Source organism: Mesorhizobium sp. Root102 (assembly GCF_001425625.1).
Lineage (GTDB): Bacteria > Pseudomonadota > Alphaproteobacteria > Rhizobiales > Rhizobiaceae > Mesorhizobium.
Genome location: NZ_LMCP01000034.1, coordinates 139556 through 160817, shown reverse-complemented (window position 1 = coordinate 160817; position 21262 = coordinate 139556). Strand labels below are relative to the sequence as shown.

The following is a 21262-nucleotide window of genomic DNA, read 5'->3' as shown; positions in this document are numbered from 1 at the left end:
GAAGCTAGCGAGTTGCCGTCGGCCGAACAATTACGCGAGTTACTTGGTACGCTTTCGGACAGTTCATGGGACTCGCTAACCAATTGTCGGAAGCGTACAGTCCGTTCGTCGCTGGCCGTTGAATGGGCGCTGGCGCTTGAAAGAGCCGATCGCGCTTTCGCCCCGACGATGGGAGAGGCGCGATGATCTTCAACGGCTCAGCGGATTCGGATCAGCTTTCGAGCTTGGCGAAGGTGCTCGATGACTATTGCCGTCAGGCCGGCATAGATGCGGGCCACCCGGCCAGGCAACGTCTTGGACGCCGTCTCATGGAACTGTTCCAGGGCGGCATGGACAAGGTCGAGGACTTGCTTGCGGCCCTGAACTCCAGCTACGACGATTGGCTTGGTGAGGTCGATCTGCCGTCCTCGTCTTCACAAAAGCCCGCCCTGTGGGCGGTCGAGGCCGCCCAAGCGGAACCAAGCCCTGCCGAGACAGTTGGTTCAGGTGGCGGCGGAGCATCGCGCTTCCCTCAAGCGAATGCGGTGGAGCACTCCGCCAATTCGTCGCCACGCCCCCTCCAGGGAAAAGATTCAGAATAAGCAACCCGGCCCGGAATGACTCGCTATCGGATTGTCGAAAGCGTACAGTTCGTCTGTCGCTGGCCACTTCAACGGGCGCTGGCGCTTGAGAGTGTCGATCGTGCTCCCGCCCCTGCGGGAGCTGCACATTGAACTACGAAATCCCAAAATCGACTGCCACCGGCCAGGCACTGGCTGTCGACAACCAGTTCCGAAATGTACTGTTGCGGAAGATGACCGCCGACGACCTTGCGCTGCTCGAACCGGGTTTGCACAGAGTAGCCCTGCCGCTGAGAATGCCCCTCGTGACGCCCGGCGTGCCGATCGAATACCTCTATTTCATCGAGCGCGGAATTGCGTCGGTCGTCGCGCGCACGTCCAGTGGACACGAGGCGGAGATCGGCTTCATTGGCTATGAGGGGATGGCTGGATATTCGCTGGTGATGGGCGACGACCGCGCACCGCAAGCCTGCTTCGTGCAACTCGAAGGCGAAGCGATGCGCATGGACGCAGGCAGCTTTAATGTAGCTTTGACGACCAGTTCCACTTTGCGGTTGTTCCTGTTGCGCTTCGTCAATTCTCTGCAGATCCAGACCGGATGTACCGCGCTTGTCAACGCGCGACTGCGGGTGGCGAACCGTCTGGCTCGGTGGTTGCTGATGTGCGACGACCGCGTGGTGGGCGCGCGGTTTTCTATTACCCACGAATTCCTCGCCACTATGCTGGGCGTGAGACGGCCTGGCGTCACCATCGCCCTTCAAGAATTGGAAGGCCTTGCTCTGATCAGGTCGCGCCGGGGTGAGGTCATCATACTGGACCGCCCCGGACTGATTGCGCTGGCCAATGGCGGGTATGGGGAGCCAGAAGCTGAATATGGCAGGCTTTTGGGAGAGACCGATTCGGGGGATTGATGACCGGGCACAGAGCCTGCTGCCTCCGGCGGACTCGACATTGTCGACTTTGTACCAATACTCGATCAAGAAATGTCGGAATCGTACTGTTATCGATAAGTAAATTTCAAATGATAATAATTTGATATTACTCACCCAATGCGTCATAGTTAATAGACGCGCCTTGTTTAGGTCGTTAAGTAAATCTGTCATCAGCTATGGCATGGGCGCTGGTGCTTGAGAGAGATTACCGTTCTCCCGCCCCAGTGGGAGCTATGCGATGACAGTCAACCAGCCAAATATGTTTTCCGGCATTCCCATCGTAAGAAGTGACGGGACCATCTCCGTCCTTTGCACATTTCCTCAAATGGCCGACGCTTTGGCGACGGCTGGCCATCCGATGGGCTAATGTTTCTGGCTGCGCTGGCTGCCCTGGTGGGGGAAAGGGTGGGATGTTGCAGCAAGGGACGTCCATCGAGCCTTCATTGCGGCGGCGGTTGAAGCCGATTGCCTCCCCGACAGCTACATGAAGAAGAAGTGAGCGTGAAATGCCTCCCACCTTACGGACGACACTTTGCGAAACGAGAGATGCGTTGCATGTGCTGCGAAGGGCTTTGTTTGTTCGCGGCCATATCGAAGCGATGGAAGAGATCGATTCCCTCATAGGCGTCGCGGAAGAAAAGGCAGTCCACGCGATCGGCGACATCGACCGGGCCGAGTTTCGAAAACCCATTCTCGTGGAGGCAAGCCTTGCGATGCCCGAAGACATCCTGGTTCCAGCCGTGCTGCCCACCAAGCTCGCTGAGCTTCGTGAACAAGGCATGGGCCTCAGCGTATATTGCGGCAATGGACGCTGCGGTCATTTGCGTTCACTGGATCTAGATGGCCTGATCGAGATTTACGGCACCCACTACGATTTCATCACCGAAAGGCGGCTAGCATCGAAGCTCGTATGCAAACGGTGCCAAAATGTTGGAGGGAGGCTGGTTGTGGTGTCCGACAGACGGCCCCGGTATTGAATACCGGGTCGCCGGAACGAGCCCTCCAATGCCCCGTGCCGCGCCTTGCTGGAAACAGCCTCGCCGCCCTTTGGCGGCGAGGCTGACGAATCACATGCGATTGCCGTCGCGCCCGATTTCATTCGAGCTGTAGTTCTCGGCGTCTGCATCAAAGCCGGTCCAGCCGCCGGCCTGATATTCACCGCGGCGTTCTTCCAGATTGACCGAGTTGGTTTGGCCCAGAAGCCTTTCGGCATCGGGAGCGAGCCGATCGTCGACCTTGGCCGTGACCAATGTCCCGCCGCGACGCACCCCCTCGGCGTAGACATGGGCATCGTCTTCGGAAACGCCGGAATCCGTCAGCGCGCCGACGATACCGCCTGCTGCGCCGCCGACCACGGCTCCACCCACCGCACCGACCGCGGTAGCGGCCAGCCAGCCCGCGGCAACCACCGGACCGACGCCGGGAATAGCCATGAGGCCAAGTCCGGTCAGCAATCCACCAGCCCCGCCGACCACGGCACCGAGGCCAGCGCCGCCAGCGGCATCGTCCGCTGCCTTGGAGGTGTCAGCGTCATGCCAATTGTCCGCGTTGTTGGCGACGATGCTGATGTCGGAATGCGGAATGCCCTTTGCTTCCAATTCGCCAACGGCATCGGAAGCATCGTCATAATTGTCGAATAGCCCGGTTACGGTTTTCATCTCTTGGTTCTCCTTGATCGTGGGATTAGTTCGTGCCGGCAACAATGTTGCCCTGATAGTCCAGCGCCACGGTGGTGGCCTTGCCGTCCTTGATCGCCTGACCACGCCAGATGCCCTGGTCGTCCTTGGTCAGCTTGGAGACATCCGAGAAGCCAGCGTCCTGGATGCGGCCTTTAGCTTGGTCCTCGGTGAAGCTGTTGGCACCGGGTACGGGCGCGGATGGATTCGCGGTGTCGGTCGTGGTCACCGCGGGTGTAGTCGAGGTCGTTGTCGCCGACTTGTCATCCATCCGGGAAGCGATCTTTTCGATCATCTCCTGGTGCATCTTGAGCGTCGGCACGGTCTCCTGCGCGAACGTCTTCAGCTGCGCGTTGTCGCCGTCCTTCGCATAGCTTTCGAACAGCTCGACCGCATCGGAATGGGCATCGCGCTGCATCTGGACATAGGGCCCGTCGACGGGATCCTTGGCATTCTGCAGCGCGTCGACATCATCCTTGTACTTGGCGTCCAGTTCCTTCGGGACCGTCAGCTTTTGCTCGCCGGCAATTGTCTCGAGCTTGGCATTGGCCGCGCCATGATCGTCGATCATCTTGTGCGCGAAATCCTTCACGCTCCGATCCTGGGCTTTGGTTTCGGCGATCTTGCTTGAATTCACTTCGAACATCCCGCCTGCCGCGGCCTTGTCGACAAAGTCTTGTGCGCTGTCTGCGGCAAGGGCGGGCAGGACGAAAGCGATAGCTGTGGCTGTGGCCAGCGAGGCCAAGAGTAGGCGAGTTTTCATGGAGGCGGTCCTTGTTTATGCACACATGTGCTGTGGACCTAATCTGCGCCCGGCGGCTTTGTTCCAGACGAACAGCGATAAACTGGGGGGTAGTCTTTTGTGCTCAACAAGGCCTGGCGTTCCCACGCAACCATTAAGGCGCAGGCCGGCGGCCAGCCGATTACTCCGCTAATTCGTCGCCACACACCTCCAGAAAAAACGGGATAGCGCTTCCAGCCATGGCGTTTGCGATATGCCCAATGGCGCGCCGCCAGGTGAACGACCTGCTCACGCGGGGCGGCCAAACTCGTTTTCAACGATGTCGAGAAGCAGGCTCTCATTGTCTCGATCGACAGGCTCCCTCATTGACCAATCCCACCCCGACCGGTCGAACTCGATGGGTGCGGAATAGAATTCGGCGAAACCGAGCACCAGTCGTTCGGCGTGAGCCAGTGAGAGATCGCTGTGTCGGCCGACCAGCCGTGCGGCTGCCGTGCGTGAACTGCTTCGTCGCGGACGGGCCTCTGACGGCTTCCTGCATGCCAGCAGCGGGCACGGTCCGCCGACTTCGGCCTTCTGAAGGGCGAGGACGACAAGCTTGCCCGCAAGGCGAAGAGTTGACCTAGTGGTGTACGGCGCGAGCTACCCTTGCCTATGGCTTGATTCATCCACAGGAACGTCGAAGGCTAAAACCTCGACCAGCAATTCGACGGGAGCCGCAAGGCCCATGAGGGTCGCGTGCAAGCTCAACGTCACCGCTGCCAGGTGATCTTCCGGCGTGCTGTTGTCGTTCGTTTGTTCAGTAGCGACCGGCGGCTTCATTTGCGAATGATCCACCCGATGACGCCGGCATCGACCTGAACATCGCCCGTGAGTTCGCGCATCATCGCCGTCGCGTGCTCCGCCCATTTCGCCTCGGGCAGCTGCAACTCGGCGATCGACGCCTTGAAGGCATTCCTCAACATGTGGGTATCGAGAGCGGATATCATGCCGCCTGGGCCTTGGTCGTCTTCCATATGAAGTCTCCCGGCGGGGCGGGAGTACATCACACTCTCAAGCACCAGCGCCCATTTCGTGACCGGTGACCGCTCGCACATAGCGGCTTTGTGCACGCGCTCAATGGCAAATGAGATCGGAGCGGGATGATGTTTTTTCCGTACCGAGGCGCTGCGGGTCGGAACGTTTTCTCCCGGCCAGCATTTTGAGTGCCATTGAAAGACAGGAGAGCCTTCCTTGACCAGACTGCCTCAGGACAAAGAGCGGATTGAACGTGCCACCCGCGAGGCTCAATCCATCATCGCCATCGAACGTCAGGCGCGTGAGGCAAAGACGGCCCGGCTGCGAGAACTGCGGCTTTCGGCCAAAGCATCGGCTCCAACCGAGACCACCGCGTCAAAGCGTAAATCCCTTGCCCGAAAAGCGTCGCAAAAAACCATCGGCGTCAACTGAGGCTGAACAACTGGCCGTATGCGAAGCCGGCAAAGGGCTATGTGCGCACGATCCAGTCGACAATATCCGGGTCGATCTCATCAAGCTCGGTCAACTCGCGCGCCAGAAGCGTTGCGTGCATGCGCCATTCCCGTTGAGCGATGCGTCTTTCGACCACCGATTTGCGGAAGGCGCTGCGAAGAATGTGGCACTCGAAAGCCGATATTTCGCCTGCTGAATGGTCGTCTGCCATGTCGGTCTCCCGCGCAGGGGCGGGAGCACCTGAGTCGGCTTCCAAGCGTCCGTATGCCGGGATGGCGGACGACTTGAGAACTGTACGCTTTCGTACCGAAATAGCGAGTCAACTCGGTGGATAGTGGGTGGTTTTGAAATTAATATGTCAGTGTTTCCCGGCCAGAATGCGCGCCTCCCGCACGAGCGATGACCAACTTTGCGGCCCAAGAAAGCCTATAAGCTCGCGGGCTTGCGCATCGGTGATGCCGGTTTCATTGACCAAACGTCGAACAAGACCGTCCGTCGCAGTCGGTGGCCTTATTTGTTCGTCAGTCATCAGAACAATCCTCTTGGCCACCGTAACGCGACTTACTGTTGCGGGGTTCCGTAGGAATGACTCGCTAACCGATTGTCGGAAGCGTACAATTCCTTTGTCGCTCGGTCTTTAACGGCAACGGGCGCTTGAAAGAGTCGATCACGCTTTCGCCCAATAGGGAATACGCGCGATGACCTTACGCGGCACAGCAGACGAGATACAGCTGGCTACACTCACCAGGATTTTGGATGACTATTGCGAGCAAGCCGGGATTGAAGGCGCCCACCCGGCGCGGGAGCATTTGGCGCGCCGCCTGATCGCCCTATTCGGCGGCGGTATTGACAGCCCAGACCATATCAAGATGGCTCTGGACGGCGTTGCGAAGGACTGGAACCCCAATCATATGGCGAGAAACGGTTAGTCGACGAGCTTTTTGGAAGCTCGCTAACCGTTGGCTTCCCGGCTGCATTCGCTAAGCGCAACGATGTCCGCGATCTCCCAAGGCTCGCCAGTATCGCCGGGATCATGCACAGGCTCGCCATCCCTGAACGGGGCGCTTGCCTGTCGAGGAGATGCCGCGAGTCATTTTCGAGCAGCAATGACGCGGCTGGCCGAACACGCTTCAGACCGTCCGCAGGCCAAGCCCGCGCGCAAGTACCTTCGTCAGCCGGCTGAGATGGTCGGGGGTCACGGGAACGCGGTGCCTCAACAGATATGTCGGTTTCGTACCAAGCGCCGCTTGGTACGTTTCCGACACTAACGCTCAGATCGATCTTTTCGTATGCGAACGGTATTGGGGGACGCCGTGCATCGCATTTCATACCGTATTCCTAGGTCTATTCATTCAAAGACCCTATATACAGGTGATCGTCGGCACGTTGATACGGGCGCGGACGGCTGGGAGATCGTATGGCTCTTGCCCTGTATTGGGCATCGCCATGACTAGTCCCGACAAAAACCTTCAATATCGAAATCAATTGCTGCGGCGCATGTCCGCGGATGATCTGGCATTGCTCGAGCCGCATATGCAGCGGTGCGAATTGCCGTTGCGCATGATGCTGGTGACCCCCGGCGTCCCGATCGAGGCCGTCTATTTCATCGAACTGGGCATTGGTTCGGTGGTCGCCAGGACGACGAGCGGCCACGAGGCTGAAGTCGGCTTCATCGGCTTCGAAGGAATGACCGGATCGTCGCTGGTCATGGGCGACGACCGTGCAGTGCATGAGTGCTTCGTGCAACTCGAAGGCGAAGCCATCCGCATCGAAGCGGGCGCTTTCAATGCCGCACTCGCGGCAAGTGCTACCTTGCGCATGTTCCTGCTGCGCTTCGTCAATGCGCTGCAGACTCAGACCGGCTGCACCGCCCTCGTCAATGCACGGCTGAAGCTCGAGGAGCGGCTGGCGCGCTGGCTGCTCATGTGCGACGACCGGGTGTCCGGCGAACGCCTGGCCATCACCCACGAATTCCTGGCCGTGATGCTTGGTGTGCGGCGTCCAGGCGTCACCGTTGCCCTCCAACTGCTCGAAGGCCGCGCGCTGATCCGGGCGCGCCGGGGCGAGATCGTCATTCGCGACCGCGCCGGCCTGCTGGAACTCGCCAATGGCGGCTACGGCGAAGCCGAGGCCGAATATGTCAGGCTGATCGGCGAGATCAGCGCGGCCTGATCGGGGGCGGTCGCCTCCCCGCGGCCGGCTGGTCCGATGGCGTCACTTTACCGGGCGGTGCCGCACCGCCTTCAATTGCATCCCGGCCAATCGGCAACCCAGCATGCTCCAGGCTTGCGAGCTTGCATTTCGTCTGTTCGGCCGCCGCTCCGACAAGGCAATCGATGGCGAACATGGCGCCGCCGTGGTCGCTCTCCGCGACCGCCTGACGTATCTTGCTCAATTGCGCCTGCGTATAGTCCAGAAGCTCGACCAGGTCGGTATGATCCAAACCGCCCTCCATCACATGAGGTCAAGTGGCCGATCTGAGGTCGCTCTTGCCACCAAAATAAGCCCATTTTCATGGCTTGCGTAGCCAAACTGTAAAAAACGTACAGTCTTCGCGTCGTCGGCTGCGGTGTTGGCCAAAGGTCCCATTCGCGAAACCATCGCCATATGCGAGATTGCGATTATATAAGTTATAGCTTGAATAAATGATCTGTACGTCCGTCGCGAGGGCGATGTCGTGCCAATTCGCGAGAATCTCGCCAGCAATCTCAGGCGACTGATCCAGCGCCACGCTTCCGTGAGCGCGGTGTGTCGTGAGCTTGGCATCAACCGCACCCAGTTCGAGCGCTACCTGCAAGGCCAGGCCATGCCCAACAAGGCCACCGCCAGGCTGATCTGCGATTACTTCAAGATCGACGAGAATGTGTTGTATCGCGAGCGCGCGCGCGGCAGCCAGGGATGACGGCCACGCATCGCTGCGCCAGACACTGTATGAGAACATGGTGCGGCCCCCGGCGCCCGCCATCGCAGGCGGCACCTATTTCACCTATTTTTCGGTCCCTGGCCGCCCCGACTATCTGATGCGCTCGGTTACCTTCGTGCGGCGCGAGGCCGAACTCGTCACGTTCAGGCGGGTGACGCGGTGGGCGCCAGGCGATAGACAAGGCGGAGCTAAAATACCCGGCAACCATTACGGCGTGGCGATCTCGCGCCTGAACTGGATCCATTTCAACGGCGTCAACCGCCGCCAGACCGGCGAGGCGTCGATCATGGCCGTGCAATGGGCCCCCATCTCGGAGCCGGTTCTGGTCGGCAGCGCCTTCGTCCTGACCGGATCGGGGCCAGCGTGCGTGTCTGTCATCATGCGGCAGGACGTCACCAGGATCAGCATGAGGCGGGCGCTGCAGATGGCGCATATCGTCAGGCTCGACGAGCCCAACGTGGATCAGCTGGTGGCCAGTTTCGCGCGTGAGGCCTGATACACCAGCGGCGGCGCGTTAGCAGTCAGCCAAGGCGAAGCGTGTTGCGTGCGATCTGCCAGGCGGATTCGACATGCCGCCGCGCCGCCGCCTCCGCCTCGTCCGGCTTGCGCGAGCGGATGGCATCCATGATTTCGGTCATTTCGGCGATCGCTGGCTCGCGGCGGTTTTCCGACGCGATGGTCATCGAGCGAAGCTGGTTGATGCGGACATTCAGCCCCGTCACGATTTCCCAGGCAATCTGCTTGTCGGCCGCCCCGAACAGCGTTTCGTAGAACTTGGTCGTCGCCCGCATCACCTCGACCGGCGCGCCTGACGCCCAGGCGTCGAGCAGGTTCGTCAAGGCCGCATCGAGCAAGGCAATCTGGGCGTCGGTGGCCGACAGGGCGCAAGTCCGCGCCGCGATCCCTTCCAGCAGCGCCCGCAATTCATAGATCTCATCGGTGCGGCCGAGGTCCGGCTTGGCGACGGCCGGTCCATGGCCGGGTATCATCTGCACCAGGCCTTCCGCTTCCAACTGCCGCAGGACCTCGCGCACCACGGAACGGCTCACCCCGAGCTGATCGCAAAGCGGCCGCTCGACCAGCCTTTCACCAGGCTGGAAGTGGAAGCCCATGATCGCATCGCGCATGCGTTCCAGCGCCAGCGTCCGCAACGTCTTGGCGGAGCGGTCGATCCGCAGCGTATCGTCTGACATTTTCTCTCTGCCTCCTCGCGCCGCCACAAAACAGATTCCATAGCCGATTGACAAGGTTCTTGGCGCTCCATAGCATGGTATACCATAAGACGATATAGAGATGACGGCGCCGGATAGCGCCATCGCGACCGAGGATTTCATGAAACCGGCCATTCGAAAGACCGTTACCTACATCGAGAACACCCTGATCGAGGGCGGCAAGGAAGCGCCGAAGCCGTTGCGCCTGATCGGCGTCGCCGCAGTGCTGACGAACCCATGGGCGGGCCGCGGTTTCACCGAAGACCTGTCGCCTGAGATCCGCACCATCGCTCCCGTCCTCGGCGAACTGCTGACGCGCGAGATCATCTCCGTCGCCGGTTCGGGCGAAGCGATCGAAGGCTACGGCAAGGCCGCCATCTGCGGCACGGCGGGCGAGATCGAGCATGCATCGGCGCTGATCCATACGCTGCATTTCGGCAATCACTACCGTCGCGCGGTCGGCGCCAAGACCTATCTCGCCTTCACCAATCTGCGCGGCGGGCCGAACACGCCGATCATGATCCCGCTGATGGACAAGAACGACGAGGGCCGCCGCTCACACTATCTGACCGTGCATTTCCAGATTGGTGACGCCCCCGCCCCCGACGAACTGGTGGTGGCGCTTGGCGCTTCGATCGGCGGCCGCCCGCATCACCGTATCGGCGACCGCTATCAGGACCTCAAGGAGGTGGGAGACCTGCATGGCTGATGTCGCCGCCCCTGCATGGGTTCGCAACACGGCGCCGGACGGCACCGGCTTCATCCGCGCCGGCTCCGGCGCGCCGGTTCTGCTCATTCACGGCGTCGGCATGAACGCGGCGATCTGGCAGGATCAGATCGCGTCGATGGAGGATCGCCACGACCTGATCGCCATCGACATGCTCGGCCACGGCACCTCACCTTTGCCGCCGGAAAATGCCGCCCTGTCGGATTTCGCCGAGCAGGCGCTGCGTCTGCTCGACCATCTCGGTCTCGCCTCGGTGTCGATCGTCGGCCATTCTATGGGCGCACTGGTCGCCCTGGAAATCGCCCTTCGCGCGCCGTCGCGCATCCGTTCCATCGTCTGCCTCAATGCTGTGTTCCGCCGCCCCGAGACCCTGGCGCGGGCCGTGCGCGAGCGAGCGGCGGCCCTCGGCACGCATGGCGATCCTTCCGCCATCGCGGCAACGCTTGCCCGCTGGTTCGGCGACCCGCTGCCGGAGAGCCTGGCGGGTGCGGCGGCAACGGCGCGTACCGCTCTTGAAGGCGTAGACCCGGAAGGCTACGCCCGCACCTATCGCCTTTTTGCCCATGCCGATGCCGAGCATGCTGAAACCCTGGCCGGGCTGGCCGGGCCAGCCCTGTTCATGACCGGGTCTGACGACAGCAACTCGACCCCGGCCATGTCGGCGGCGATGGCGAGGCTCGCGCCGCACGGCCAATGCCTGGTGCTCAGCGGAGAAAGGCACATGATGGCAATGGCTTCACCCGAAAAAGTGACTCATCACATCAGCGCCTTTCTCGACGCTGGCGAAGCCGCGACACCGCAAGACGATCCCGCCTTCGACAGCGGCGAATTCCGGCGCGCGCTCGGCTCCTTCCTGACTGGCGTCACCATCGTCACCACGGTCAGTGCGGAAGGCGAACCGCGCGGCTTCACCGCCAACTCCTTCGCCTCGGTCTCGCTCGAACCACCGCTGGTGCTTGTCTGCATCGCCAAGAAGGCGCTGGGACACAGCGCCTTCTCGACATCGAAAGGCTTCGCCATCAACATCCTGTCGGAGAGCCAAAAGGCGCAGTCCGGCATCTTTGCCTCCAAGGCCGCCGACAAGTTCGCGACCGTGACCTGGCAACCCGGCCAGTCCGGCAATCCCCTGATCGACGGTTCCGTCGCGGTGTTCGATTGCGCCATGCACAAGTTGGTCGACGCCGGCGATCATTCGATCCTGATCGGCCGCGTCCGCGATTTCAGCCACAACGGCGCGCAGCCTCTCGGCTATTGCCGGGGCACCTACGTCACGCCCGGCCTCAGCCAGGAAGCGCTGGCGGCTGCACCTCATGGGACCGAAGTCGGTGCCATTCTCGAAAATGAAGGCCGCGTGCTGTTTTTCGAAACACCGGACGGTTTCCATGAATTGCCGGCAGGTCGCGGGCTGGGCTCGCCAAAGGATGCCGGCAGCCTCAAAGGATGCCTTGCCGCCAAGGCTGTCGACGCGCAGCTCGGATTCCTGTTTGCGGTGTGGGACGACGCCGCCGATCCGTCGCGTTCACACGTCTACTACCGGGGATCGGTCACTGCCCCCAGTCCCGGCGATCGCCAGACCCGGCTTGTCGACATAGACCATATCGTCGATCTCAGGATCGCCGATCCGGCGGTGCGTTCCATGCTTGCCCGCTATGTCCGCGAACGCACGGAAGATGCCTTCGGCGTCTATGTCGGCAACGCGGTCGAAGGCGAAGTGCGGCCGCTCGCCAGGGCTGCATCTTCCCAAGCTCTTACTGGTCGCAGGTGACGCCGATGAAATTTTCGCTTTTCGTCCACATGGAGCGCTCGGATCTGGCAAAGCCGCATTCCGAGCTTGTCGGTGAGTTGGAAGATCTGGTTGTACAGGCCGAAGAGGCAGGCTTCGAGATCGCCTGGATCGGCGAGCATCACGGCATGGAATTCACCATCTCGCCGAACCCGTTCATCAACATCGCCTGGCTCGCCGCCAAGACCAGGCGCATCCGGCTGGGCACCGGGACGATCGTGGCGCCGTTCTGGCACCCGATCAAGCTTGCCGGCGAAGCGGCGATGGCCGACGTCATCACTGGCGGCCGCCTCGACATCGGCATTGCGCGCGGCGCCTACGCTTACGAATACCAGCGGCTGTTCCCCGGTCTGGAAGCATGGGGCGCCGGCCAGCGCATGCGCGAGATGGTGCCGGCGATCCGCGGCCTGTGGGATGGCGATTTCGAACTCTCCGGCGAGTTCTGGTCGTTCCCGTCGACCACCTCGTCGCCCAAGCCGCTGCAAAAGCCTTATCCGCCGATCTGGGTGGCCGCGCGTGATCCGAACTCGCACGACTTCGCGGTCGCCAGCAAATGCAATGTGCAGGTGACGCCGCTGGCCTCCGGCGATGGCGAGGTGACCAGCCTGATGGAGCGCTTCAACACGGCCTGTGCTGCTCACCCCGACATAGCGCGGCCGGAAATCATGCTGCTCATGCATACATTCGTTGCCGAGGACGCGGCCGATGCCGACCGCCTCGCGCAGGACCTTTCGCAGTTCTACTGCCAGTTCGGCGCCTGGTTCCAGAACAAGAAGCCGGTGCGCCAGGGCATATTGGAGCCGCTGAGCGACGACGAGATCGCGGCCATGCCGCAATATGCGCCGGACAAAATCCGAGAGAATCTGGTCATCGGCGAAGCCGACGAGGTCATCACCAGGCTGAAGGCCTATGAGGCGCTCGGCTACGACCAGTATTCGATCTGGATCGACAGCGGCCTGTCCCACCAGCGCAAGAAGAAATCGCTGCAGCTGTTCATCGACAGGGTGATGCCGGCTTTTGCCGAACCGAAAGCGGGTTCGCGATGAGCGCCGCTCAGTTCAAAAACTATATCGACGGCAGCTTCGAGGATGCGGCCGCGAGCTTCGACAGCATCGACCCGTCTTCTGGCACGGCATGGGCAAAAATGCCCGCTGCATCGGCTGATGACGTCGATCGCGCCGTCGAAGCCGCCCACCTTGCGCTGCGCTCCGGCCCATGGGCGGCGATGACGGCGACAGCGCGCGGCAAGCTGCTGGTCCGGCTAGGCGACCTGGTGGTCGCCAATTCCGACTGGCTGGCGGAACTCGAGACGCGCGACACCGGCAAGATCATCCGCGAGACCCGCGCCCAGATCGCCTATGTCGGCGACTACTATCGCTACTATGGCGGACTGGCCGACAAGCACGAAGGCGCGTTCGTCCCCATCGACAAGGCGGATATGGAAGTGACGATCCGGTCCGAGCCGATCGGCGTCGTCGCCGCCGTCGTGCCGTGGAATTCGCAACTCTTCCTGTCCGCCGTCAAGCTCGGGCCGGCGCTTGCCGCCGGCTGCACCGTCGTCCTCAAGGCATCGGAAGATGGCCCCGCTCCGCTGCTCGCCTTCGCCAAACTCGTCCATGAGGCCGGCTTTCCCGCGGGCAGCGTCAACATCCTGACCGGGTTCGGCCATGATTGCGGCCACCGCCTGACCAGCCATCCGCTCGTCGCCCGCGTCGCCTTCACCGGCGGTCCGGCAACCGCCCGCCAGATCGTCAAAAACACGGCGGAAAATCTTGCCTACACGACGCTCGAACTGGGCGGCAAAAGCCCGGTCGTGGTGTTCGCCGATGCCGATCTCGACAGTGCCGCCAACGCCGTCGTCGCCGGCATTTTTGCCGCCACCGGCCAGAGCTGCGTCGCCGGCTCCCGCCTGCTGGTCGAACGTTCGGTGAAGGACGAATTCCTCGCCCGGCTCAAGCGCAAGGCAGAAGCGATCCGGATCGGCGACCCGCAGGATCCCGCAACCGAAATGGGGCCGCTTGCCACCGCGCGGCAGCGCGACTGGATCGAGAAGATCGTTGCGGCAAGCCTTGCCGCGGGCGGACGCCTGGTCACCGGCGGCGAACGGCCCGCCGGCCACGAAAGCGGCCTCTATTACGCACCGACGATCATCGATGCCGATGACAACACCGGCCTGCCCTGCGTGCGCGAGGAACTCTTCGGCCCGGTGCTCAGCGTGATCGCCTTCGATACGGAAGCCGAGGCGCTCGCGCTTGCCAACGACACGCCGTTCGGCCTGGCGTCCGGCGTATTCACCACCAATCTCGCCAAAGCCCACCGCATGGCGCGCGAAATCCACGCCGGCGTGGTCTGGGTCAACACCTACCGCGCCGTCTCGCCGCTGGTTCCGTTTGGCGGTTACGGCCAGTCGGGCCTCGGCCGCGAGGGCGGCATGGACGCGATCCGCGACTACACGCGTTCGAAGTCGGTCTGGATACGCACCTCGGACGACCCGATTCCCGATCCTTTTGTCATGCGGTAGCCGCCGCCGGCCGGGGAAACGCGATCAAGGCGAAAACGCCGGTCGCAAACAGAAACAACGAAAACAAACAGAGGAGAACGACATGAAACTGATCACCACCGGCGTCCTTGCCCGCCTTCTTGCAACAACACTTCTCGCAACCACACTTCTGGCAACGACGGCCGCAAAGGCCGAGGACATGGTGTTCACCTCCTGGGGCGGGACGACCCAGGAAGCGCAGACCAAATCCTGGGCCGAACCGTTCACGGCCGCATCCGGCATCAAGGTCATGCAGGACGGCCCGACCGACTACGGCAAGCTGAAGGCGATGGTCGACGCCGGCAGAGTCAACTGGGATGTCGTCGACGTCGAGATGGATTTCGCCATCAAAGCAGCCAAGGATGGCCTGCTCGAGCCGATCGACTTCACCGCCGTGCCGAAGGCCGACCTCGATACGCGCTTCACCACCGATCATGCCGTCGGCAGCTTCTACTATTCCTTCGTGCTCGCCTGGACAAGGGCGCCGTTTCGGGCGAACCGGCCGGCTGGGCCGACATGTTCGACACCAAGAAATTCCCGGGCAAGCGGACCTTCTACAAATGGTCGGCGCCCGGCGTCATCGAGATCGCGCTGCTTGCCGATGGCGTTCCCGCCGACAAGCTCTATCCGCTCGATCTCGAGCGCGCCTTCAAGAAGCTCGACACCATCAAGTCCGACATCGTCTGGTGGGGCGGCGGCGCGGAGTCGCAGCAGTTGATCGCGTCCGGTGAAGCAACCTTCGGCCAGCTGTGGAACGGCCGCGTCTTCGCGCTGGAGAAGGACGGCGCCGATGTCGGCGTCTCCTGGAACCAGAACCTGACGGCAGCCGACGTCCTGGTCGTGCCGAAGGGCGCCAAGAACAAGGACGCCGCGATGAAGTTCCTCGCCGCCGCGAGCAGCCCTGCCGGCCAGGCGAAGTTTGCCGAAGCCAGCGGCTATGCGCCCATCAACACCAAGGCCAAGGCCGAGATGCCGGCGGATGCGGTGAAGGCGCTGCCGGACGCCCATGTCGACGGACAGATCAACCTCGACATGAACTATTGGGCCGAGCACCGCGACGAGATCGCCACGCGCTGGTATGCCTGGCAGGCGAAATAAGCGTGCCTCTTGAACAGCAAGGGACGAGACGGCCAGCGCCGTTTCGTCCCATAGCCGGATCGCTGCCATGTCGGTCGAAACACGCCAGAGCCTACCAACATTCCGCATGCCGGCAGGCTTCAACGGCCTGCTGCCGGCGCTGGTCCTGATCGTGCTGTTCTTCGTCGTCCCGGTCATGGCCCTGCTCTTGCGCAGCGTCACCGAGCCGGAACCCGGCTTGCAGAACTACGCCGCCCTGCTTGGCGATGGCACCTATGCCCGGGTGTTCTTCAACACCTTCCTGGTCGCCTCGGTGGTCACTATCGTCACGATCCTCGTCGCCTTTCCGGTCGCCTGGATGCTGGCGATCATGCCCTCGGCGCTGGCCTCGATCGTCTTCGGCGTCATCATCCTGTCGATGTGGACCAATCTCCTGACCCGCACCTATGCCTGGATGGTGCTGCTGCAGCGCACCGGCGTCATCAACCGGACGCTGATGGCCGCTGGGATCAGCGATCAGCCGCTGCCGCTCATCAACAACCTGACCGGCATCACCATCGGCATGGTCTACATCATGCTGCCCTTCATGATCCTGCCGCTGGTCGGCACGCTGCGGGCGATCGACCCGATGACGCTGCGTGCGGCCGCACTGTGCGGCGCCAGTCCCTTCCAGGCCTTCCGCCGCATCCTGCTGCCGCTGTCGCTGCCCGGCATCGCCGCCGGCGGCCTGATGGTCTTCGTCATGTCGCTCGGCTACTTCGTCACGCCGGCACTGCTCGGCGGCACGTCGAACATGATGCTGGCCGAAATGATCGCGCAGATGATCCAGTCGCTGCTCAACTGGGGGCTTGGGAGTGCGGCCGCCTTCATCCTGCTGGTCGTTACCATGGCGCTCTACGCGCTGCAGCTGCGCCTTGTCGGCGCCAGGCGCATGAGCGGAGGCGCCTGAGATGCTGCTCGACTATGACCGCATGGGCTGGCTGAAAATTGCCCTTCTCGGCTTCACCGCTCTGGTCGCCGGCTTTCTCCTGTTGCCTGTCGTCTTCATCGTCCTGCTCTCCTTCGGCTCGTCGCACTGGCTGGCCTTTCCGCCGCCCGGCTGGACGCTGAAATGGTACCAGGAGCTGTTTGCCGACCCGGCCTGGCTCGACGCCGCGCTGACCAGCGCCAGGATCGCCACCATGACGGCGATCCTGTCCGTGGTGATCGGCCTGCTCGCTTCCTTCGCTTTGGTTCGCGGACGGTTTGCCGGGCGTGAGATCCTGCGCGGCGTGCTGCTGACGCCGATGGTGCTGCCCGTCGTCGTCTTCGCCATCGCCATCTACGCCTTCTTCCTGCGCCTTGGCCTTGGCGGCACCACAATCGGCTTCGTCATCGCCCACACCGTGCTGGCCCTGCCCTTCGCGATCATCCCGATCGCCACCGCACTGGAAGGCTTCGATAAGTCGATCGAGGACGCGGCCATCGTCTGCGGCGCAAGCCCGCTCGAGGCCAGGCTCAGGATCACCTTGCCGTCGATCCGCATCGGCATCTTCTCCGCCGCGATCTTTTCCTTCCTCGCCTCCTGGGACGAAGTCGTGGTGGCGATCTTCATGGCGAGCCCCTCCTTGCAAACCTTGCCCGTCAAGATCTGGGGCAGCTTGCGCTCGGATCTGAGCCCGGTCATCGCCGCCGCCTCCAGCCTGTTGGTCGGGCTGACGCTTGCCCTGATGGTGGTGACGGCGCTGCTGCAGCGAAAGGTCAGGACATGACCCAGCCCTTCCTCTCCATCCGCAACCTGCGCAAGGCGTTCGGCTCGATCACCGCCGTGCACGACGTCACCCTCGAAATACCCAAGGGCGAGTTCCTGACCTTCCTCGGGCCTTCAGGTTCGGGAAAGTCGACGACGCTCTACGCCATCGCCGGCTTCCAGGATCCGAGTTCCGGCGATGTCGAGCTGGAGGGAAAATCGCTGCTTGCCGTGCCTTCGCACCAGCGCAACATCGGCATGGTGTTCCAGCGCTACACGCTGTTTCCGCATCTGACGGTAGCCGAGAACGTCGCCTTTCCGCTGCGGGTTCGCCGCCGGCCGGAGGCCGAGGTGAAGAAGAAGGTCGCCGACATGCTGGCCCTGGTGCGGCTGGAAAGCTTCGCCGCGCGCTTGCCCGGCGCCCTGTCTGGCGGCCAGCAGCAGCGCGTCGCACTGGCCCGGGCGCTGGCCTACGATCCGCCGATCCTTTTGATGGACGAGCCGCTGTCGGCGCTCGACAAGAAATTGCGCGAGGAGATCCAGGGCGAGATCCGCCGCATCCATCGCGAGACCGGCGTCACCATCCTCTACGTGACCCACGACCAGGAGGAGGCGCTGCATCTGTCGGACCGGATCGCTCTGTTCCGGGACGGCCGCGTCGAGCAGACCGGCAGCGGCGAGGATCTCTATCTGCGGCCAGCCACCGATTTCGTCGCCGGCTTCATCGGCAATTCGAACTTCCTCGCCGCCGAACATCTCGACACCAAGGATGGCACGGCAACGATCCGGCTGGCCGACGGTTCGGTCGTCTCCGGCGTCAGGGCCAACGGCACGTTCGGCAAAGGCCAGAAGGCCAAGCTGATGATCCGCCCGGAAGCGTTTGGCATGGAACGGAGCCCGGCGAGCGCGGAGCTCAACGTCGAGATCGTCGATGTCGCCTTCTACGGCGAGCGCCGGCGCATCGTCGCGCGCACCTCCGGCGGCGAGGGGGTCGACATCAGGCCGACCTCCGCCGCCATGCAATCGCAGGATCTAGCGCCCTGCAGCCGGCAGGTCTTTTTCGATCCGACGGCGGCGTTCCTGTTTCCCGCCTGACGTGCCGGGTCGGTTGGCTGCGACCGACCAGAGCGGCAAATACACTATGGGCACGCCGCAGCAAGTCACCGCGCAACCTTGATCGTGCGGCAAATGATTCCTGTCATGGAATCCCGCCTTCGGACGAAACGAGCAAAATTGGAAAAACTTTCAAGCTTTTTCCGACTATATTTTACCAGGGATTGACCTGATTCCCGGAACTTTCATCCAGACCTGTCGTTCTTCAAGCTGATCGTTGCTCGACGATATCAAAGCAACAGGAGAATTATACCATGAACGTCAAGACGATATTTTTCGGCGCGATGACGCTTTCGATGGTTGCCGGCTCGGCGCTTGCCGCAGGCAGCACCGGTACATCGGCGCTCGACGATCCGGCCAAGGTGCAGCCCTTCTACACCGATACCGGCATGAAGACGATGGTCAGCAACGGCGACTTCGTGAAGGCCTGGAAGGCCCTGACGCCGGACGACCAGACCGCGATGATGAAAGCCTGCGAGGACGAGTCAAAGGACGCCACTGCGGCCAACGCCCATCCGGAATTCTGCAGCAGCGTGAAAGCGAACGGCGGCAGCAAGTAAGCGCCCACCGGACCGACGAGAAAACAGCCCCTTCGCGGGGCTGTTTTGCGCTCGGCGTCTAAACGGGCAAGCCCGCAGCCTGTCGGCTTTCGTCCCATTTTTGTCATGTTGCACTGCGAAAGATTCGTTGCGTTGCGATATCGGCCTGCCCCGCCGACAGTGGCGACGGGTCGGGCTTACACGAAGGAGTCTCCGTGGCAGCATCGTTCCGGCCGGACATACAAGGATTGCGCGCGCTCGCCGTCGGCGGCGTCGTCGCCTATCATTTCGGCCTCACCGCGCTCCCCGGCGGCTTTGCCGGCGTCGACATCTTCTTCGTCATCTCCGGCTGGCTGATCACCACCCACCTCATGCAGGAGATCGGCGAGACCGGCCGGCTCGACCTCTGGCGCTTCTACGCCAGGCGCGCCCAGCGCCTTTTGCCGGCAGCTTTGTTCGTCATCCTGGTCACGCTTGCCGCCGGCTACTTCATCCTGGCGCCGCAGGAGCAGGCGCTCTATTCGCGCGGTGCCATGTTCGCCTCCGCCTATGCCATCAATCTGTGGCTGCTGCGCTGGTCGTTCGACTATTTCGCCGCTGACGCCACCAGCAATCCCTTCATCCACTTCTGGTCGCTGTCGGTGGAGGAGCAGTTCTACCTGGCCTGGCCGGCGCTGCTTCTGCTGGCCGCCTGGCTGCGGCCGGGCCGGCGCACAGCCGTGGCCGTGATCGGCGTGGCCGGCCTCGCCTCCTTCGCCGCCTGCCTGTGGCTGACCAGCGCGGCACCGGCCTGGGCCTTCTATTTCTCGCCGCTGCGCGCCTGGGAATTCGCCGGCGGCGGCCTGGCGACGCTGGCTCCCGTGACTTTGCCGCGGCACCGCGCATGGCTGCGGCCCGCATTTGGCTGGCTCGGCCTGGCGCTGATCGCGGCGGCCTATCTGCTGTTGAGCGAAGACCTGCCCTTCCCCGGCTGGTATGCGCTGCTGCCGGTTGCCGGCACGGTGCTGGTGCTACTGAGCGGCGCCGGTGCGGAGTACACCGGCAAGCAGACCAACTGGCAGGCCCTTGGCCCGGCCGCCGCTTTGTCGCTGTGGCCTTTGCAATGGATCGGCACGCTCTCCTATTCGCTCTATCTCTGGCACTGGCCGATCATCGTCTATGCGCAGATGCTCGCGCCGAATCTCACCGTGCCGCAGCGTCTCGGCTGCGTCGTGCTGACGCTGGCGCTGTCGGCGTTCACCTATCATCTGATCGAGAACCCGGCCCGGCGTGGCGCCTGGCTGACGGCGGGCGCCCGCGCCTTTCCCGACTCAATTCCAGGCGCAAGACCGGTTCGCGCTTTTCCCGGCCTTGTTCTGGTTCCCGCACTGGTGCTGACGGGCGCCGGCGTGGCGGTGGGCTATGCCAATGCGCATCTGGCCACGCGCAACATCGGTCCAGAGCAGCGCGGCATCCAGCAGGCGGCCGAACAACCCTCCATCGCGCGCGCCGTCGACAAGACCTGCCTGCTCGATTCCCGCACGGTGACGCCAAAACCCTGCGTGTTCGGCGCGACCGACGCCGCCCACACCATCGTGCTGTTCGGCGATTCGCATGCCGATCACTGGTCGACGCCGCTGATCGAAGCGGCCAGACGCAACGACACAAAAGTGGTCACCTATCTCAAATCATCGTGCCGCGCCTCGCGGCTCTCCACCTTCAACGCGGTGCTGAAGCGCGACTACACCGAATGCGACGCTTGGCGCGAGTTGGCAATCGCCGACATCATTCGCCGCAAGCCGCGCCTGGTGGTGATCTCGGAATTCTCGATCGGCAATTTGACGCGCGATATGCCCGCCGCAAGCCGCGCGGCCGAGATCGCGCGCTGGCAGGCCGGCCTGCGCTCGACCTTGCAGGCGTTCAGCCAGGCCGGCATCGAGACGGCTGTCATTCGCGACACGCCGATCAACACCAGCTTCGTCGACTCCTGCGTGGCGCGCGCGCTCTGGTGGCGCGCCGCGCCATCCCTTTGCGACACGCCAAGGGCCGACGCCGCCAACGACAGCACCGCCGCCACTGAACGCGCAGTCGTGAAAAGCGTGCCCGACACGCTCTATGTCGACCTCACCGACCACTTCTGCGGCCCAGCCGCCTGCCACGTCGTCATCGGCGGCAAGCTCGCGTTTCGTGATCGGCATCATTTGGCGACGGCGTTTGCGGAGACGCTGGAGGGGCCGTTGGAGAGGGCGCTGTTTTAGAGGG

The 21262-nt window shown here is 62.8% G+C and carries 23 protein-coding genes and 2 pseudogenes; 17 read left to right on the top strand and 8 right to left on the bottom strand.

The features are described 5' to 3' along the window. Nucleotides 1–182: 182 nt before the first annotated feature. The 3 genes from ASD12_RS34925 (at nt 183) to ASD12_RS34325 (ending at nt 2469) form a co-directional block, all read left to right on the top strand. Nucleotides 183–581, top strand: coding sequence for a hypothetical protein (locus ASD12_RS34925; protein ID WP_056591516.1), 399 nt, complete (start codon nt 183–185; stop codon nt 579–581). 212 nt (nt 582–793) lie between these two features. Continuing rightward, nucleotides 794–1471, top strand: coding sequence for a Crp/Fnr family transcriptional regulator (locus ASD12_RS22955; protein WP_056592175.1), 678 nt, complete (start codon nt 794–796; stop codon nt 1469–1471). Nucleotides 1472–2043: 572 nt separating this feature from the next. Continuing rightward, nucleotides 2044–2469, top strand: a complete 426-nt coding sequence (locus ASD12_RS34325; RefSeq protein WP_156398641.1) for a hypothetical protein — start codon at nt 2044–2046, stop codon at nt 2467–2469. Between the two features lie 90 nt (nt 2470–2559). On the opposite strand, the gene ASD12_RS22945 is transcribed toward ASD12_RS34325, so the two are convergent. The 4 genes from ASD12_RS22945 to ASD12_RS22925 form a co-directional block, all read right to left on the bottom strand. Next, nucleotides 2560–3150, bottom strand: coding sequence for a general stress protein (locus ASD12_RS22945; protein ID WP_056591510.1), 591 nt, complete (start codon nt 3148–3150; stop codon nt 2560–2562). Between the two features lie 25 nt (nt 3151–3175). Beyond that, nucleotides 3176–3931 (bottom strand): DUF4142 domain-containing protein, encoded by a 756-nt coding sequence (locus ASD12_RS22940; protein ID WP_056591509.1) that lies wholly within the window; start codon nt 3929–3931, stop codon nt 3176–3178. Nucleotides 3932–4552: 621 nt separating this feature from the next. Continuing rightward, nucleotides 4553–4732, bottom strand: coding sequence for a hypothetical protein (locus tag ASD12_RS22930; protein WP_056591504.1), 180 nt, complete (start codon nt 4730–4732; stop codon nt 4553–4555). Continuing rightward, nucleotides 4729–4926 carry a hypothetical protein gene (locus tag ASD12_RS22925; protein WP_056591503.1) on the bottom strand — a complete coding sequence of 66 codons (198 nt, stop codon included), beginning with the start codon at nt 4924–4926 and terminating at the stop codon, nt 4729–4731. The genes ASD12_RS22930 and ASD12_RS22925 overlap by 4 nt, the downstream gene beginning before the upstream one ends. 217 nt (nt 4927–5143) lie before the next feature. Between ASD12_RS22925 and ASD12_RS22920 the strand changes: the two genes are divergently transcribed. Further along, entirely contained in the window at nt 5144–5359 is a 216-nt protein-coding gene (locus ASD12_RS22920) for a hypothetical protein (RefSeq protein WP_056591501.1), read from the top strand. Nucleotides 5360–5396: 37 nt separating this feature from the next. On the opposite strand, the gene ASD12_RS22915 is transcribed toward ASD12_RS22920, so the two are convergent. After that, a complete protein-coding gene (locus ASD12_RS22915; RefSeq protein WP_056591500.1) occupies nt 5397–5591 on the bottom strand; it encodes a hypothetical protein in 195 nt (64 codons plus the stop codon). A 147-nt stretch (nt 5592–5738) separates the two neighbouring features. Beyond that, a complete protein-coding gene (locus ASD12_RS34320; protein ID WP_156389037.1) occupies nt 5739–5909 on the bottom strand; it encodes a hypothetical protein in 171 nt (56 codons plus the stop codon). 169 nt (nt 5910–6078) lie between these two features. Between ASD12_RS34320 and ASD12_RS22910 the strand changes: the two genes are divergently transcribed. After that, on the top strand, nt 6079–6309 hold the full coding sequence (locus tag ASD12_RS22910; protein ID WP_056591497.1) for a hypothetical protein: 231 nt from the start codon (nt 6079–6081) through the stop codon (nt 6307–6309). 517 nt (nt 6310–6826) lie between these two features. Then, a complete protein-coding gene (locus ASD12_RS22905) occupies nt 6827–7552 on the top strand; it encodes a Crp/Fnr family transcriptional regulator (RefSeq protein WP_056592172.1) in 726 nt (241 codons plus the stop codon). Here ASD12_RS22905 and ASD12_RS22900 read toward each other — a convergent pair. Further along, nucleotides 7539–7823 (bottom strand): hypothetical protein, encoded by a 285-nt coding sequence (locus ASD12_RS22900; protein WP_082525643.1) that lies wholly within the window; start codon nt 7821–7823, stop codon nt 7539–7541. The genes ASD12_RS22905 and ASD12_RS22900 overlap by 14 nt on opposite strands. A gap of 234 nt (nt 7824–8057) precedes the next feature. On the opposite strand from ASD12_RS22900, the pseudogene ASD12_RS22895 reads away from it, so the two are divergent. Then, a pseudogene (locus ASD12_RS22895) lies at nt 8058–8799 on the top strand (helix-turn-helix transcriptional regulator). Between the two features lie 25 nt (nt 8800–8824). Here ASD12_RS22895 and ASD12_RS22890 read toward each other — a convergent pair. Continuing rightward, nucleotides 8825–9496 carry a GntR family transcriptional regulator gene (locus ASD12_RS22890; RefSeq protein WP_056591492.1) on the bottom strand — a complete coding sequence of 224 codons (672 nt, stop codon included), beginning with the start codon at nt 9494–9496 and terminating at the stop codon, nt 8825–8827. 139 nt (nt 9497–9635) lie between these two features. Here ASD12_RS22890 and ASD12_RS22885 point away from each other — a divergent pair, with 139 nt between their 5' ends. The 10 genes and pseudogenes from ASD12_RS22885 (at nt 9636) to ASD12_RS22840 (ending at nt 21258) form a co-directional block, all read left to right on the top strand. After that, nucleotides 9636–10223 carry an amino acid synthesis family protein gene (locus ASD12_RS22885; protein WP_056592168.1) on the top strand — a complete coding sequence of 196 codons (588 nt, stop codon included), beginning with the start codon at nt 9636–9638 and terminating at the stop codon, nt 10221–10223. Further along, on the top strand, nt 10216–12006 hold the full coding sequence (locus ASD12_RS22880) for an alpha/beta fold hydrolase (RefSeq protein ID WP_056591489.1): 1791 nt from the start codon (nt 10216–10218) through the stop codon (nt 12004–12006). The genes ASD12_RS22885 and ASD12_RS22880 overlap by 8 nt, the downstream gene beginning before the upstream one ends. 5 nt (nt 12007–12011) lie before the next feature. Continuing rightward, a complete protein-coding gene (locus ASD12_RS22875; RefSeq protein ID WP_056591486.1) occupies nt 12012–13070 on the top strand; it encodes an LLM class flavin-dependent oxidoreductase in 1059 nt (352 codons plus the stop codon). Next, the gene (locus tag ASD12_RS22870) at nt 13067–14545 is read left to right on the top strand and encodes an aldehyde dehydrogenase (RefSeq protein ID WP_056591483.1); all 1479 of its coding nucleotides are present in this window, start codon (nt 13067–13069) and stop codon (nt 14543–14545) included. The genes ASD12_RS22875 and ASD12_RS22870 overlap by 4 nt, the downstream gene beginning before the upstream one ends. Nucleotides 14546–14723: 178 nt before the next feature. Beyond that, nucleotides 14724–15661, top strand: a pseudogene (locus ASD12_RS22865) (ABC transporter substrate-binding protein). A gap of 67 nt (nt 15662–15728) precedes the next feature. After that, the gene (locus ASD12_RS22860; protein ID WP_056591480.1) at nt 15729–16589 is read left to right on the top strand and encodes an ABC transporter permease; all 861 of its coding nucleotides are present in this window, start codon (nt 15729–15731) and stop codon (nt 16587–16589) included. 1 nt (nt 16590) lies between these two features. Next, the gene (locus ASD12_RS22855) at nt 16591–17391 is read left to right on the top strand and encodes an ABC transporter permease (RefSeq protein WP_056591478.1); all 801 of its coding nucleotides are present in this window, start codon (nt 16591–16593) and stop codon (nt 17389–17391) included. Further along, nucleotides 17388–18464 (top strand): ABC transporter ATP-binding protein, encoded by a 1077-nt coding sequence (locus ASD12_RS22850; protein ID WP_056591474.1) that lies wholly within the window; start codon nt 17388–17390, stop codon nt 18462–18464. The genes ASD12_RS22855 and ASD12_RS22850 overlap by 4 nt, the downstream gene beginning before the upstream one ends. A gap of 272 nt (nt 18465–18736) precedes the next feature. After that, on the top strand, nt 18737–19042 hold the full coding sequence (locus tag ASD12_RS22845; protein WP_056591470.1) for a hypothetical protein: 306 nt from the start codon (nt 18737–18739) through the stop codon (nt 19040–19042). A 194-nt stretch (nt 19043–19236) separates the two neighbouring features. Then, the gene (locus ASD12_RS22840) at nt 19237–21258 is read left to right on the top strand and encodes an acyltransferase family protein (protein WP_056591466.1); all 2022 of its coding nucleotides are present in this window, start codon (nt 19237–19239) and stop codon (nt 21256–21258) included. Nucleotides 21259–21262: the final 4 nt, after the last annotated feature.